The 15139-nt window shown below is 61.5% G+C and carries 14 protein-coding genes and 1 pseudogene; 5 read left to right on the top strand and 10 right to left on the bottom strand.

Annotation, left to right across the window (positions count from 1 at the left end; all coding sequences use genetic code 11):
- Window positions 1-87 precede the first annotated feature (87 nt).
- Window positions 88-687: a nicotinate-nucleotide adenylyltransferase gene (gene nadD / locus AB0O34_RS26130; protein WP_363919614.1), complete on the bottom strand. Its 600-nt coding sequence runs from the start codon at window positions 685-687 to the stop codon at window positions 88-90.
- A 207-nt stretch (window positions 688-894) separates the two neighbouring features.
- Window positions 895-1266, bottom strand: a complete 372-nt coding sequence (locus tag AB0O34_RS26125) for an ATP-binding protein (protein ID WP_363919646.1) — start codon at window positions 1264-1266, stop codon at window positions 895-897.
- Window positions 1267-1544: 278 nt separating this feature from the next.
- On the opposite strand from AB0O34_RS26125, the gene AB0O34_RS26120 reads away from it, so the two are divergent.
- Both AB0O34_RS26120 and AB0O34_RS26115 read left to right on the top strand, forming a co-directional pair.
- The gene (locus AB0O34_RS26120; RefSeq protein ID WP_363919612.1) at window positions 1545-2414 is read left to right on the top strand and encodes a helix-turn-helix transcriptional regulator; all 870 of its coding nucleotides are present in this window, start codon (window positions 1545-1547) and stop codon (window positions 2412-2414) included.
- Window positions 2411-2635, top strand: a complete 225-nt coding sequence (locus AB0O34_RS26115) for a DUF397 domain-containing protein (protein WP_363919610.1) — start codon at window positions 2411-2413, stop codon at window positions 2633-2635. The genes AB0O34_RS26120 and AB0O34_RS26115 overlap by 4 nt, the downstream gene beginning before the upstream one ends.
- Before the next feature lie 961 nt (window positions 2636-3596).
- Here AB0O34_RS26115 and AB0O34_RS26110 read toward each other — a convergent pair.
- Window positions 3597-4871, bottom strand: coding sequence for a DNA cytosine methyltransferase (locus tag AB0O34_RS26110; RefSeq protein WP_363919608.1), 1275 nt, complete (start codon window positions 4869-4871; stop codon window positions 3597-3599).
- 85 nt (window positions 4872-4956) lie between these two features.
- Here AB0O34_RS26110 and AB0O34_RS26105 point away from each other — a divergent pair, with 85 nt between their 5' ends.
- Window positions 4957-5448, top strand: coding sequence for a very short patch repair endonuclease (locus AB0O34_RS26105; RefSeq protein WP_363919606.1), 492 nt, complete (start codon window positions 4957-4959; stop codon window positions 5446-5448).
- A 189-nt stretch (window positions 5449-5637) separates the two neighbouring features.
- Here AB0O34_RS26105 and AB0O34_RS26100 read toward each other — a convergent pair whose 3' ends face one another.
- From AB0O34_RS26100 to AB0O34_RS26090, 3 genes are all read right to left on the bottom strand, one after another.
- Window positions 5638-6396 carry a DUF3883 domain-containing protein gene (locus tag AB0O34_RS26100; RefSeq protein WP_363919604.1) on the bottom strand — a complete coding sequence of 253 codons (759 nt, stop codon included), beginning with the start codon at window positions 6394-6396 and terminating at the stop codon, window positions 5638-5640.
- Between the two features lie 106 nt (window positions 6397-6502).
- On the bottom strand, window positions 6503-8179 hold the full coding sequence (locus AB0O34_RS26095; protein WP_363919602.1) for a DEAD/DEAH box helicase: 1677 nt from the start codon (window positions 8177-8179) through the stop codon (window positions 6503-6505).
- A 146-nt stretch (window positions 8180-8325) separates the two neighbouring features.
- Entirely contained in the window at window positions 8326-9744 is a 1419-nt protein-coding gene (locus AB0O34_RS26090) for a ParB/RepB/Spo0J family partition protein (RefSeq protein WP_363919600.1), read from the bottom strand.
- 110 nt (window positions 9745-9854) lie between these two features.
- Between AB0O34_RS26090 and AB0O34_RS26085 the strand changes: the two genes are divergently transcribed.
- The gene (locus AB0O34_RS26085; RefSeq protein WP_363919598.1) at window positions 9855-10547 is read left to right on the top strand and encodes a hypothetical protein; all 693 of its coding nucleotides are present in this window, start codon (window positions 9855-9857) and stop codon (window positions 10545-10547) included.
- 55 nt (window positions 10548-10602) lie between these two features.
- Here AB0O34_RS26085 and AB0O34_RS26080 read toward each other — a convergent pair whose 3' ends face one another.
- Complete coding sequence (locus AB0O34_RS26080; RefSeq protein WP_363919596.1) at window positions 10603-11295, bottom strand: hypothetical protein; 693 nt, start codon at window positions 11293-11295, stop codon at window positions 10603-10605.
- 818 nt (window positions 11296-12113) lie between these two features.
- Between AB0O34_RS26080 and AB0O34_RS26075 the strand changes: the two genes are divergently transcribed.
- Window positions 12114-12521 (top strand): hypothetical protein, encoded by a 408-nt coding sequence (locus AB0O34_RS26075; RefSeq protein WP_363919594.1) that lies wholly within the window; start codon window positions 12114-12116, stop codon window positions 12519-12521.
- Window positions 12522-12789: 268 nt separating this feature from the next.
- Here the strand turns inward: AB0O34_RS26075 and AB0O34_RS26070 are convergent, their stop codons facing one another.
- The 3 genes and pseudogenes from AB0O34_RS26070 to AB0O34_RS26060 all read right to left on the bottom strand — a co-directional run.
- Window positions 12790-13650 (bottom strand): phosphotransferase, encoded by an 861-nt coding sequence (locus AB0O34_RS26070; RefSeq protein ID WP_363919592.1) that lies wholly within the window; start codon window positions 13648-13650, stop codon window positions 12790-12792.
- Window positions 13650-14582, bottom strand: coding sequence for a thiopeptide-type bacteriocin biosynthesis protein (locus tag AB0O34_RS26065; RefSeq protein ID WP_363919590.1), 933 nt, complete (start codon window positions 14580-14582; stop codon window positions 13650-13652). The genes AB0O34_RS26070 and AB0O34_RS26065 overlap by 1 nt, the downstream gene beginning before the upstream one ends.
- Before the next feature lie 125 nt (window positions 14583-14707).
- A pseudogene (locus tag AB0O34_RS26060) lies at window positions 14708-15079 on the bottom strand (lanthionine synthetase LanC family protein); the annotation flags it as partial.
- Between the last annotated feature and the right edge of the window lie 60 nt (window positions 15080-15139).

The following is a 15139-nucleotide window of genomic DNA, read 5'->3' as shown; positions in this document are numbered from 1 at the left end:
CGCTCGGTACAGGCTGTGATATTCAGTGCTCTCACGTTCGGTACAGGCTGTGATTTGGTGCGCTTCTGTTCGTACAGACCGTGACATTCAGTGTGCTTCTTCTCGGTACAGGCCGCGATCCGCGATGTAGTCCACCACCGGGTCGGGCACCAGATAGCGGATCGACTGGCCACGGCCGACCCGCTGCCGGATCGCTGTGGAGGAGATCTCCCACCCCGGAAGGTGGAGCAGCGTCACCCGATCGCGGAGCAGCAGGCTCGTGCCGGCCAGCTCGTAGCCCGGCCGCGAGCAGAACACGAAGTGCGCCAGCTCGGTGAGCGAATGCGCCTCCCGCCACGTGGTGATCGACGCCAGGACGTCGGCGCCCGCGATGAAGTAAAGCTGGACGCTGGGGCCGTGCAGACGCCGCAGTTCGCGGAGCGTGTCCACGGCGTAGGTGGGACCGGCACGGTCGACCTCCATCCGGCTCGCCGAGAACCTTGGGTCGGGCGCGACGGCGAGCCTCGTCATCGCGTACCGCTCCTCGGCGGCCGAGACCTTGAGAAGGTTTTTCTGCCAGGGCCTTCCGGCCGGGACGAAGAGAACCTCGTCCAGCCTGAGCCGATGCGCGGCCTCACTGGCCTTCAACAGATGCACGTTGTGGATGGGGTCGAACGTGCCCCCCATGATGCCCAACCGGACAGTCATGGCTCAGTATCAACGGCTACGTCGTGCTCACGCTTGGATCTCCTCCCGGGACGGGCGGAGCGAACACGGTCACGGGGCGACACCGACGCGTCCCCGTCCCGTGATCGCCAGTCAGGCCACCTGGGTACTGGACCGCTCAAGATGCGCGGTACTGGGCCGCAAGAAGCGGTGTATTGGACGCCTCAGGCTGCGGGGTATTGGGCCGCCTCATGAATTGGGTAGCAAACAGCGAACCTGCTTGCCGATCGGTGTGAGGGTGACGTCCCAGCCGGGGGCGAGCGCATCCAGCAGCCACAGACCGCGCCCCGACTCGGCCTGGTCGTCATCGGGAGCCGTGCTGGAGCGGACGGGGAGGCGGGCGGGGTTGGGATCATGAACCTTGACCCAGACCCCCTTGGCGTCCTGCTCGACCTCGACGACGACCGGCGCCCAGTTCCCGCAAGCCCGTACGGCGTTGCCGATCAGCTCAGACGCGACCAGCCGGGCGGATTCGGCTGTCTCGCAGTCGACCCCGGCAGCAGCCAAGACCTTGAGCGTCACCTCCCGCACGGCCCGCAGATTCTCCTCGCACACATTCATGTGCACGACAAACCCACCCGGCCTGGCGGCCAGATAGAACCCCAGGGCAGCTGTCGCTTGATCTTCCGTCATGGTCGTCGGCCCTTCCGTCGTATGACCCCAGCTCCGGGAAGACTGCGCCTATGTCACATATTGAGTGCAATTGATAACTCTCGGTGACAAGCGCTACGGCAGAGCATGGACCTCTAGCACCCGTAGTCGCAAGGTTGTCACCCAAACTCGTTCATGATTTTCATGAGTACCGGGCTTGCTACTCGCCGTGATGGAACACTGCGCGTATGCCGAACGCCCGCCCAGTCCCTACCGTTCGCCGACGTCGGCTGGGGGAGTCCCTTCGCCGGTTCCGCAACGCCGCCGGCCTGAACCTCGACGACGCCGCCGCGGCCGTTGGGTGGAAAGCCCCCAAGCTGTCGCGCATCGAGAATGCCAACGCCCACATACGGCCGGCCGAGGTAGCCGCACTGCTCAAGGCATATGCCGTGACTGATCCCGAGGTGTTCAGCGCGTTGGAGGAGCTGGCCAGGGACGCGGGCAAGCGGGGATGGTGGCAGACCTACAGCGGGATCGTCGCACCGGCGTACGCCGACTACATCTCCCTCGAATCCGATAGCGACAGCATCCGCATCTTCGCTCCATTGCTGGTCCCGGGTCTTATGCAGACCGCCGCGTACGCACGAGAGACCATCGCCGGCATCACCATGACGCGCACTCCCGAGGAGATCGCGGCCCTCGCGGAGATTCGACTCGCACGTCAGGCGGTTCTAACCCGTCCGAGTGGTCCGCTGAAGGTCTGGGCGGTGATCTCAGAAGCCGTCCTTCACCAGCGCTTCGCGGTCAGGCCGGACACCATGCGGGATCAACTCCGCAGGCTACGAGAAGTCTCGGACCTGCCCAACATCACCTTGCAGATCATGCCTCTGGACGCCACCCCGCACCCTGGCAGCGCCGGCGGCTTCAGCCTGGTCGGCTTCCCGGACGCCATGCCTGACGTCGTACTGCTGGAAAACCTGATCGGTGCCTCATATGTTGAAAATGTCGCAGAGGTGAAGACCTTCGCCGACGCGTTCAACCGGATCGTCGCCACCGCACTGTCGGTGGACGACTCCGTGGCCCTGATCGCCCGCATGGAGGAAGGCACCAAGACGTGAACGACCCCAAGCCGGACCTCTACGCCCACGACCTCTCCACTGCCCAGTGGCGCAAATCCTCAGCCAGCGCCGCAGAAAACGACTGTGTTGAAATCACCAACCTGCCTAACGGCGCTAAGGCTGTACGCGATTCCAAGAATCCTGACATCGAGCCTCTCAGGCTCAACGACTCAGGATGGGCGGCATTCCGCCAAGGCATACTCCATGGACTTACGCCATAGGTGACGTACGCTTCCCCGCTGGTAAGTCCCGAGACTAGCTACTTTGCGGCGGCAGCGCGTATGTACGCAGGCACAACTTCAGCCAGGAATCGGGCTTCATTCTGAGTAAGCTCCCTGGGGAGTTCCAGGTGTACTACACGAGATGAAGACGGGATAGCTATTTCTATACGTAAAGTGCTACTTATTGGCAATTCTCGGGGCGCTTCCCGCGGAGCGACTTTGTTGGCTTTCGTGAGGTTAGGTTGTAACTGCGCGCCGCCACGACGAGAAATCGGAGGTTCCCAATTTGTAGGATCATCGAGGTGCTGCAGAAAAGAGGGGACGGCTTTTCTGAAGTACCGTTCGTACTGATCTCTGGTGCTGGTGGCGAGACTACGGCCCGGTCCAGCCTTGAACCTGCGGATAGCTTCGTCGATATTGAAGGTCCGAAGATCGACTTTGGCCCAGTAATCGTATGATTCAAGCACTTTGATGCATGCGTTTCGCACTGTCCCTGCGGTACCCGGGTCCATTAGTCCATCCTGGTTCTGCATGCTACCCCAGAATTCGATCATGGCTTCAGCGGAAGTTCTCAGCACTGGCACGCTCCACTGTCGCGATCTAGGGTGGCGCAAGCATACACACTGATCGCTAGACATATAAGGCATTTAGCATGTGTCTAACGGGGCATCCCGCCTAGTTCGCGTGGATCTCGCCACCTGATCAGGCACATCGAAGACTGGTCAACGCACCTGAACGGTCATCGCCGACAGTCTTAAAGTACAACTGGCTCTTTTCGGTCACGTGTTCGAGGGCAAGGGCACTGCTACGAGTCACTGCCGCCCGCGTGCCTCCAGCGGTGTCGTCCATGATGAGTAGGTCGATGGGGTGTCCTAGGTCTTCCGTGCTCTGCCCACCACGCCCATGAATGTAGGATGGCGGGATCGCGTCTACTAGGCAGCGATCCTTAAGGCAATCTGTATCAACTAATTTTAGATCGGTGCTTCAAGAACTGCTCGTGACGTGAATGGTCGTCTTGGCCACGAAAAGCTCTGAACTCCCCAAGCTTGTACTTGCGGGTTCGTGGAGTTTCCAAAACTTCAATTTCGAAATCAAGAACTAGGTGCTTGACGTGGATCTCTACATCTTCGGGAGTCATGGGCAGTCCGGTAGCCTTGGCGATCTGCGCAAGGGAGAGATGGCTACTAGCATCCCGCAGTACCTCGTAAACTGGGTCGTGCACTGATTGGGTACGCTGATACGGCTCCGCCTCGTGGAGGAGGGCTGCCTTGATGGCCCTGCCAAGAGCCTCGGCAACTGGCGGCGGAAACGCATTCCCGATCTGGCGATAGACAGAAGTCTTACCCCCTTCGAAATCCCACTTGTCCTCCGGCCTCCACCCCTGGAGAAGCGCCACCATTGCACACGTGAGTTTTGGTCCCGGATTGAACCGGCTTCCCGGCTTAGGTGGCTCATCGGCGATGCCGAGAGCATCGACACCCATCAGTTTCCATGCCATTTTCGCTCTCGTTGGGCCAAGGTCGGCGCCCCCATGTTTCTTTGACCCGCCGACAATTGTGGGAGCTACCTTCGTCGCTTGTTCAGCCCAGGCGTCGGCTCCCTCCCAGCCATGGGAGGCCATGAGGTCACGAAGAGTCTTTCCCACTGTCGGCGGATCCCCTACGGGTTGAGGCCAGTGGAAGTAGGGGGCATCTCCTTCCTGCAGGGCGACAAGCACGAAGCGTGGGCGCAGTTGGGGAACCCCGAAGTCGGACGCCTGAAGCAACTTCCACTCGGCGACGTAGCCAAGATGCCGGAACTTATTCAGCACGTGCTGGCGGTAGGCCGCAAAGCGACGATGGCTCAGACCGCGGACGTTTTCAAGCATGACGGCTCTGGGCTTCAGGATGCCTACCTGTTCCACCGCCCATGCGAACAGGTCGCGCTCGTCGTTGGCGCCGAGCTGCTTGCCGGCGATTGTGAACGGCGGACACGGCACGCCGCCCGCAAGTAGATCAATCGGACGGCGGTCGGGACGCTGATCGTTAGGCGCGTAGTCGGCCGGATCCCATACATTGAGATCGGCCACGTCGCCTTGTGCGACCTTCCAGGCAGGCCGGTTGCGCCGGAGTGTCCTGACAGCGTTAGGGTCCAGCTCGATAGCAAGCTCGTGCTCGAACCCGGCCTTCTCCAGACCGAGGGCTTGGCCGCCCGCGCCAGCGCAGATCTCGATGACGCGAAGCTGCCGCTCGCTCACGGTAGGTCCTTTCATATGTGCTGTACGGCATGGTCGGTTCGCCAGATGTATCTTGCCGAAGAAAAGTGGAACTGGTGAGGCTACGGTGAAGAAGAGTAGGGATCAAGTCCGGGAAGAGGCTCACGCGAAGGGCCTCTACCCCGCTCCGCTGAACGCTGGACGCTCGCGCAACATGCAAGCGAACAAGCGGACCGATACCAAGCCGGAGGTGGTGTTGCGTAGTGCGCTCCACAGACTGGGCTACCGATATCGGAAGGACTTGAGGCTGGAGCTGGACGGAGTCAGGGTCCGCCCCGACATCGTCTTCACGGCGCGCAAGGTTGCTGTGTTCGTTGACGGCTGCTTCTGGCATGTCTGCCCGCAACATGGACGCCAGCCAACAGTCAATGAGTGGTACTGGACGCCGAAGCTGCGCCGGAACATGGATCGGGACCGCAGGGTCAACGCGGCACTTGAAGCTAGTGGATGGCGGGTAGTTCGCCTGTGGGAACACGAACCGGTCACGTCTGCCGTTGAGGCGGTAGTGGCAGCGGTGCGTCCCAACTCGATCGAACATATTGCCGAACCTAGTGCTTAGGCCGACGCTTAGCGAGCTTCGATTGACATGGCACGTAGCCCGAAGGTGGCCTCCACCTCCGGAACGCCGACAGGGGAAACTCGCATCCGTCGCTGACACGCTCGCTTCTGATCCCCATGGTGAGAGGGTATCGGGTTGGTCGATGGTGCCTGACCATAGAGCACCGGCTGCGACGAACCGGCGGATGAGCTAGGCAATCAGCCACGCGGGCCGGGACTCCCTAGCCCCGCTGCGTAGCAAATGATCTTGATCAAGATGTGCAGCGAGTTCGGCAATGCCGCCACGAACTGCCAAGGGAGGTACGTCGAAGCGCGTGGACTCCCAGCGGCCAAGGGCAGATGTGTCATGCGGTACGTGTTGCGTGATCCAGTCTGCATTGACAGTTCCAATGGCCTCAACCTGACGCTCTTGCCCTACAAGCACGACCACTAGACGCCAGTGAGGGTCATTGAGCATGACCTCAAATTCATTGCGGGAGATGTACAGTGTGAGACGTCCGCGGCGTGTGGTGGCCTTGACCTCGAGGTTGAGGCGGAATGCGTCGCTGGATACTTCCACGTCATAGCCGAGTCCGTCAGCATATTCGGCGACATGTGTGACCTTGAGACAGCCGAGATCTAGCAGGAGTCGGACGAGGGCCTGCTCCCCAGCGGACCCAATTTCCTTTCTGATGCTGGTGTCCACCTTCCCCCAGGCCACTCGAACCGCTGCCAAGGTTTCCTGAGAGCTCAGTCCAAGAACCGCGCCGGCCGCAGCCGCGTCCTCCGGTAGATCATCGGAGTTGGTGATCAACTGATCAGCATCTCGGAGCCATAGAGGATCGGCCCCCGCAATCGCGGCTTGCAGGAGGGCCAACTCCATCCTGCTGTGATCAGAAGCTAACCGGCCGTCGCGCGTTACCAGCCCGGTACGGCGAAGCCATTCGAGGGCAGCGCCGTACTGGGTCATGGTTAGATCCGCGTAGTCAGTGTGGGACGCGAACACAGCTTGTGCACGCGCTGTAGACGAGTGTCGCAGATGGTTCAGCCAGCGCGCCGAGGCCAGCAATACTGGCTCAGGAGGTAATGGGGACATCGAGATAGCCCAGTAGCGCCCGCACGTCCGCCATATCCATAACGCCGCCTACGGCAGGCTCTTCTTCCAGGTCGGCCAACTGTTCGACCTCTGGGTCATCAAGGATCGATCCCATGAAACGTAGCTTGGTCTCCAGTCGCTGCTCCACAAGCTCATCGATGGTGCCCTCCGAAGCGAGAACCGTGACGTTGGTGGTGGTGTCCCTCGGCAATCCGAGCCGGTGAATACGGTCCAAACTCTGAAGATAACGACCAGCAGCGAAGTCGCGGTCGACGTAGACGGCGTCGTGGCAGACCTGGTGCAAGCTGATGCCCTCACCCAAGGTCGCAGGGTTGGACAGCAGGACCAGACAGTCAGGATCTTCTCGAAAGCGCTTGATCTGATCTTCTCGATCGATGGTCCCGCCGTGGACCATCGCTGGCTGAAATCGGCTGAACAGGGCTGCCATGGTAGTGAGGCTCCGTACGAAAGTTGACCAAACGATCGTCTTGCGTCCTGCTTCGGCGTTGCCCGCCACGATCGATAAAGCCTCTTTGTACTTCGGAGACATCTCGTGGTCAGGGAGATCTCGAAGTAGCTGGTGGAGAGTAGCGCCCAATGGGACTTCGATAGGAGGAACCCGGTAGCTCAGAGGCTCGTATTTGGTGGTGCCCAGCGTGATCAGCGCGGGGCTCGTCGCCGCCATAAGCAGATACATCACCACGCGTCCGAGTGCGTCGAAGTTGCCCTGCTCTCCAATTGCGCGCGCACTCATCACCCCGGTGAGAGCTGAGTAGATCTCCCGATGGAGGGGCGGAAGCTCTACTCGTCGGACGCGAGTCGTGACTGGTGGAAGGTCGAGTTCCTTCTTGGTCGTGCGGGTGAAGAAAGGTCTAAGTGCTTTGCTGGCATATCGGAGATCTCCGCCAGCGACGGCACGGCTGACCGTCTGGCGTCCTTGCCCGGGCAGCACGAATGCAAAAAGGTTCTGCATGTCCTCTACGCCGTTGGGGGCGGGGGTACCGGTGAGGATCAAACGCTTCTTGGCTCGTGGCCCCAGCGCGAGACATGCGGCGCCGTAGACGCCCGACGGGCCTCGTTTCATCCGGTGAGCTTCATCCAAGATCATCATGGACGGTTCGGCTGTCAGCCATTTTGCCAACGCGGTCTCGTTGGCTGACAGCCGTTCATAGTTCACCAGAATCAGCTCGGCGTTCGGATCGAGTCTGCCTTCAAGTATTTGCAGGCGGAGTGGTCGTGAAAAGCACACCCTATTTTCGAACTGCCAGCTTTCATATGCCGCTTTTGGCCCGACCACAAGAAGACGCTGAACTTCTCCTCTGGTCCGGAGCGCCTGAAATGTCGCCAGACCGACTCGGGTTTTGCCGGCACCAGGCACGCTGAAGTTCGCGCCGTGTCGGAGCGACAGGAGCTTGATGATGTCCCGGGACTGGAAGGGGGTGAGACTCCCCGTCCAGTTAGATCCAAGAGCTTGCCGGAGACCTTCCTCCGATATGAGCGCGGGAGGGGCAGCATTGTCTTCGAGTTGGGCATCGGCCTCTACCGCTGCCTGGAAGCTATCCTGTACCAAAGTGGCAAGCTCGGGCTGCCAGTCCACATCCTCAGAAGGCCAGTGACTCAGCTCCCGGAGATTGACCAGGAGATCGTCGAGGTCCAACTCGACGATGCTCAGTCCCTTCTGTACAGCGGTACGAAACCGCGGCGTGAGCTGGCGCAACTCGGTCGTGTAATGCTCGGAAGACCTCAGGAGAACCGCAGTCCCGGATGCCTCAAGTTCGAGCCGGAGGCTTGGCACGCTTATCGCTACCTCCGGTCCGTGGTGGCGTTTTGAAGCCAGATGAGCCCTTCACCAGGATCATTGACGCCCCGCGACGCTTGCTGCGCGAGCTTCCTGAGCGTGTCCCGCAGGCTGACAAGCGCGTCATCGAGGGGTTCGTAGTCGAACAGGCCTTGGCTGCGTGCCTGGGCGATGTCGTCAATACACAAGAGCAGCAGGTCGTTCACGTCACTTAGTCTTTCGGGTGCCGCCAGCTTACGCTTTCGTAACCTGATGTCACGGCCGGCTGTCGTAAGACCGGACTCAACCGCTTTGTCCGCCGCAGAGATAACCCTGTTCGCCTCAGCGCTTTCCTTTGGGGTCAGCAGGGTCGCGGCCGCTGTCTTAGCCCTCGCTCTGAGGACCATATCCGTGGTTGCGCGTGCCTGTTTGATTTTAGGTGAGGTATCGCGGACGTTGATGTCCAGTCCGGGGATCTTCACGCTGGCCGGTGCTGCGGTGACCTCGGATTTGAGTTCGGGAGCCAGTCTGGGCTTGAGATACTTATCGGTAAAGTTATCCTCGATGAGGCGTACATCTGTCTTGCTTTTTCCGAGCACAATGGCCAGTAACCGGGCCTCCTTCAGCGCGTCTGCCTTCTCCTGATCCTTCGCGCTCGTGTACGCGCGGTGCAGCTCTTTGAGCTTCTCTTGATCCTGCTCAAAGTCGACCAAGCGCATACTCACGGTGCTTCCATCCGAAAGCTTGACACGGCTCCGGTCAATCGCCTCACGGATAAAGCTCAGGATCCATCTGGCCTGCTGGATGGTCTTCTGGTGGACACGGAAGCTTTTAGCGATCTCTGTTGCTCCGCGGCCGTTCGCCTCCTCCTCTTCGATGGCGAGGAGCCAGTTGATGTAGGAGTAGTCGCGTCTGTGCTCCTTGCGAAGCTGAAGCTCCAGCTCCACGGCGCCGATATCTTGCCAGGACCAGTCGCTGGGCAGTACGCCCACGCGAATATTGGGGAAGCCGGAATCTTTGAGAGCCGCACGCCGCGTGTTGCCGTTGACTAGAATGCCATTCGGAGTAATTATTCCAGGATCCTTCTGGCCATACTCTCTTAGGTCATCCAGTAGCCCAGCAAATTCAGGATCTTCGCGGTCTGGATCGGCAGGATTAGCTTTAAGAAGGTCATGGAGGTAATCCTGACTCTCCTGACTCCATGGATCAGAGGTAAGATGCGCGTCCCGATGAGGATCATGCTCGCGCTGTGCACGTATGCGATGAGTCTCCGGATTGTAGTACAGCATCTCGACGGGTACGTCAATAACGTCGATGCTTAGCGGACGGCCGCGCCACTCGATGGTGACGGACTCCCGTGCGCCTTGACCTCTCTGGACTTCGGCCAGCCGCCGCGCTACCAACGACCTGACATCGTTGCCGCCAGGGGGATCCGGCAGGGCCATTGATGATCTCCTAAGGGTGACCTCGTGTGTCGGATGTGTACGTATCATCGTAGGGATCGCCGTAGGTGCAGGCCTTCGGGACGAGTGACGTTTCGATGAAGGGATCTGGGATGGCTCTCCCCGCGTGGGATGACACCAGCTCGAAGTACGGAACCAAGATTCGAGTAGCTCTGTGGCTCGTATCGGTGGTCGGTGAGGGGAACCTGTTCACGAAGGCCCAATTGCGTGACGCCTTCCCAGGGGTAGAGCAGGTCGACCGGCGGATGCGTGACCTCCGGCCGCATGGCTGGCAGATCCTGACCAACAAGGAAGACGCCTCGCTCAGCCCGAATGAGTTGCGCTTTCTCAAGGTCGGCGAAGAGGTTTGGGACCCCAAGAAGGCCACTTCCTCGGGTGACACGCTTTCGAATAAGCAGCGCATGGCCGTGTTTGCCGGCGACGATTTTATGTGTGTTTTCTGTGGAATCTCCGGTGGTGAAACCTACCCAGAATCTGCTCATGAGACCGCCCAGCTTGCAGTGACTCGTCGACCTGTGGAACTCGCCGGTGGTGAGACTGTTATCCAATACGTCACCGAATGTCGGCGATGCAAGGCTGGAAGTCCCGTGAACATGATGGATAGCCTCCCCGGGATGATCGATGCTATTGCTGCACTTGGGCCTGATGAGCGTGAAGTCCTCGCATCTTGGATATCTAAGGGCCGCCGTCAGCCAGACTCCGTCGACCGGCTTTGGTCGGAATATCGCCGGTTGCCGGCAGGCGCTCGTAAGAATATTGCTGAGCATCTTAAATTTACTCCATGACTCTTGCGTCGATGGATGTCATTTCTAGCGCGATCGGGGTGCAAGAGTCAGATCGCTAATTCTCGCAGTGCGCTCCTTTTGTGTGATTTTTGCCGAGCTTCCAAAGTTGGCGTTTGGCGTCAAGGTTTTCTCCTTGGCCGGCGATTGAAAACCAGCGTGCTGCAGTTCCGTTTTCGCCGCGACCAAGAAATAAGTGAGCTAGATGATATGCGGCGTCGGAATGCCCGTGTTTGGCGGCATGCTTATAGTAAAACACAGCTTGATCTCTGTCGCCGAGTCCATGATGTGCCGTGTGTCCAAGACGGTAGGCATGCTCGGCTGCCAAGGCCTGCCCCTGCCCGCTTCCTGGATCGCTCGCCAGCAACTGGGCAGCACCGGCATGGGACATCTGGCTTGCCGCGGCAAGCCAGTTCCTTGCTTTGCGGGGGTGCCGGTCTATAGTCATGACCACTCCGAGACGGTACGCCGCCTCGCCTTGACCCGCACTCGCGGCATGCAACAGGTCAACGCCCAACTGGCCGTACGTGTTGAAGTGCCAACGCTGTTCGGCGGAGAACTCCTCCCAAGGGGCGACTGCAGACGTCTCTGTCATGAGGTTGGGCGTCGTTGCTCCCGACGCCGCAGCCGCCGAGTCCCTGCTGCTGACGTTACCGCCCGACTGGCGGCCAAGGGTATGGCGTGGGTTAGCGAGTTCCGTGAGCCTGGCCCAGGCTGCTCTGGTCTCGGCGACGGGATCCACATCGGGCATGGGACCTCCTTCTCTTTTGGCGTACTCATAGCAAGCCCAAAGGGCTGGTGCTGCTGTTTCCCACGCAGGGAGCTTGGCGTGCTTCCCGGAGAACAGATTGCCTACGGTCGATCTCGGTAGCGGAGTGGTGCGGCCATTAAATCCGCGCGAGATCTGACAGATGATCTCGTAGCTGGGCTTGCCGCATGCGTCGCGGATTCGCTGTAGCTCGAGAGCCACATGATGTTGATCAACATCTTCTCCGGGCATGGACGATTGTCAACCTCCCTCGGGTGGGTTCTGTGTGGCAGGGTGATCGTAGGACGGACAATATACCAACGATCTGACCTTTGCGACATAGTTCCTGCATTTCTATGTGTTGCCTTATTTTGCAAACCATACAGTAGACCGGACAAAGGGGATTCTGGTGACGTACCTTCGCTTACGGCGGGGTGCGTGCCTGTAACGCAACATAACAGTCACGCCGTGTGTTGCCGCCCACTATCTTTCGTCGCCGTCTTGCCGGTCTGAAGGGCTCCCAATTATTCCCAAATGTTCCCAGGGTTTCCGGATGATACGCATCTGGTTGCTTCCGGCCCGGATTCATGGCTTACTACTACTGCCGCCCGGATCGGTCTCTCTCGGGATGGCTCCATGGGGCTCCTTCCCCCGAGGGCAATCTCTCTAGGAGGTGGTAAATGAGGCCTGGCGAAAGTGATGCCAACTCGCCTATAGGGCGCCTGGAAGAAGTGCCGTTACGGCATGTCTGGGCGCACGAGGCGCGTGACTTCACACCCTGGTTGTGGGCGAATCCCGGGGAACTCGGCCGGGTTCTGCGTATGGAGCTGGAATGGACGGGCATGGAACATCCCGTTGGCGGCTACTACGCGGATCTGATCGGGACGGACCGCTCGACTGGGGATACGGTGGTTGTTGAAAATCAGTTGGAACTCGGTGACCATCATCATCTCGGTCAGTTGCTGACCTACATGGCCGGTATCGATCAGGCAACCGGCGTGTGGGTCGCCAAGTCGTTCAGGTCTGAGCACATCGACGCCGTCAACTCGCTCAACCGGCACACCGGAGCAGGTCGGCAGTTCTTCGCGGTGGCGGTTAGTGCTCAGCGCATCGGAGAGTCGTGCCCTGCGCCGGTTTTCCAGGTCAGAGCTCACCCTGAGGGGTGGGAAAAGTACCTGTCCGGGAAGGGGAAGCGTCCGAGGGGGCGGGCGGCTCCGAACCGGCCCTAGTACTGCTGGAGTATCCGGGTCACCCGCCGCCTGGAGTGAGCAGCATCGGCGATCACGGCCTAGCGGACGAAGGGCGGGCGTCCGCCTGAGGTGGGTGGGTGAGCCACTGCTGCCGCAACGGATGGTCCGGGGTGGCCAAGCAGGCGCGGTGCTGGTAATCCCGGCGGGTGGACTGGACGTCGTCTAGGACGATCCATTAGTCCGCCGCGGAAACCAAGAAGCGTCTGACAGGAGCCGCGCCCGGGACACCTATGTGACGTGCCCGCACCTAGCCGGCTGCGGGAAGGGGCACTGCGCGGCCCAGCAGATGCGTGGCGCGGTTGCGGAGCGGTTCGGCCAGGTCGAGGTTGTCGCCGCGGGTGGTGGTGTGGAGGAGTTGGGTGATGACGGCTAGTTCGGCGAATTGGCCGGCGGGGCTGTTCAGCACGTGCGCGAGTTCGGTGCGGACTCGAGTGGCGACCGAGGGAACCAGCAGGCTGTAGCTGTGGAGTACGGCGGCGTCGTAGCCAGTGGGGGCGAGGCCCCAGCCCTCCCAGTCGAGAACGTGAAGGGTGGGCGCGCAGATGTTGGCCCAGTGGAAGTCGCCGTGGGCCGTGGACCAGGACGGAGCCGTGGTGTCGATGGGCGCGCCGAGGAACCGGGGCATGGCGCGGTCGAGGTACTGCTGGCTGACGGAGAAGCGGTGGGTGGAGATCGTGACGAGGTCGTCGAGCGCGGCTCGCAGGGCTGTCCACCAGGTTGGTGGCAGGTCAGGCGCCGTCAGTAGGGTCGGGGACTCCGCGGCGGTACGGGCGGCCAGGCGGTCGAACAGCTCTGCGCGGTATTTCCAGAGTCCGTCGCTCCAGTCATGGGTATAGCGCAGCCGAGGGCGCGGGATCGATCCCGGTATGGCGTTCTCGGCCTCGATGGAGCCGTCCCAGAATGTGCTGTCGGCCTGGCCGGTCGGAGCGCAGGCGATGCGGAGCCAGGCTGGACCGTCTGGTGCGAGGACGGGCCGGCTCAGCGTCCTGCCGCGCCAGCCCCACGCCTCGGTGCCCTGTTCGGGCAGTAGGCACAGAGCGGCCCTGGCTCGGCTATGGGCAGTACGCATCCGCTCGGCGACACCGGGCTCCTCAGGTTCGAGGTACATCAGCCCTCCACGTGGTGGGCGTCCGGCAGAGTGGCCGGCGGGTTCATCACGATGTCGCGGGCCGTCCGGGCGAGGATGGCTTGTGTCCTGGAGGTCAGGCCGACCCGGTTCCAGTGGAAGATCACGTGGTGCGCGAGGACGTCCCGAACGCCTCGCTGTAGCGTGCCGTCGTGTGCCTCACCTCCCAGCCTTCGGCCTGCCTGTTCGAAGGCGGCGACCCAGGGTGCGGCGAATGCCAGTAGTCCGGCGGCACTGAAGAGGGTGGGACCTGGGTCAACGGTCATCAGCCGCTGGAGACCGGCGGTCATGTCGCGCAACCGTTCGGTGGGCATATCAGGGGCAAGGGGCCGCATCTGTGCCACGCGGTGCCAGACGTCGCCCTGCTCGTGCCACTCCTGTCCAGCGCCACGAAACAGAGCACTGCACAGAAGGACGGACAATTCCCGGCGGCCGATGGTGCGGTCGGGTGGCGTGGTGGGGTCGCGGCGGCGCAGGTAGTCGAGGATGCCGCGGCTGTCGGCGTGGAAGAGGCCATGGGCGACTTCCATCCCTTGCGATCCGCCGAACGCGCACGCTTCGGGCTCGTACACGGTCTCCCACCACCGGTCGATCAGGCCTGCTGCGGTGAGGCTGTCCAGGACGATGGTGATGGCCGCTTGCACGTCGGCGAGGGTGACGGCGGGGCTGGGCCGGCAGCGGAGACGCCAGCAAGGGAACTTGCGGATGAACCACCATGCCCCAAGTACGCCTGTGTCCTCTGCATGCTCCAAATAGGGACCCAGGGAGGTGGCCGCGGTGTGCTCAGCGGTGTCCCAGTCGGTGAACGGGATGCGGACCTGGTACCAGCCGTGGGTGGCGGCTTGCGCTTCGAGCGCCGCGTATCCGGCCGACTGGTACACCGCGACGGCGTCGGCGAGGTCGGCGGGGTCCATGGGGATGCGGGCCGCGGCATGATGGAGCGGGACTCCGGCCAAGACGGCTAGGACGCTCTTGGCTGTCTGGTTTGGCGCAAAGCTTGCGAACACCTGGTCTTCTCCTCTCTCGGCCCGAGGGCTGCTCAGTTGATCAGCAGGCATGCGTCCCACCCGGAGATCGGTGGCACGGTGTGCCCGGCGGTGTGGAGAGCAAGGGCGAGGCCCGCGTCACCTTCGAGCAGTCCGGCGTCCTCGCCCTGCCCAGCGTCGCCGTGCTTGGTGAGGAGGCCGGTCAGGTACGGGAGGCTTGCGCTGATCTGGGGCGTGAGTGCGTCGCGGGCAGTACGCCAGGCGGTTTGGTACAGCCCGGCCCAGCCGTGGCAGAGGGTGGTGTCGGTGATCCGGCCGAGCTGGACCGGATCGGACAGGCAGCCGGCGAGAGCCTGCTCGGCCATCTCTTGGCGCCGGGTGTCGCTGGTGGCGATGGCGGCGAGTTGCTGGGCCCGCGCGAGGCCGGGGGTGCCGTATTCTCTGAACTATCAAACGATCATGAAGAGGGGTTGCGGGAGCTTGGC

The organism is Sphaerisporangium sp. NPDC088356 (genome assembly GCF_040685555.1).
Taxonomy (GTDB): Bacteria; Actinomycetota; Actinomycetes; order Streptosporangiales; family Streptosporangiaceae; genus Sphaerisporangium.
This window is presented reverse-complemented; position numbering and strand designations above follow the sequence as displayed.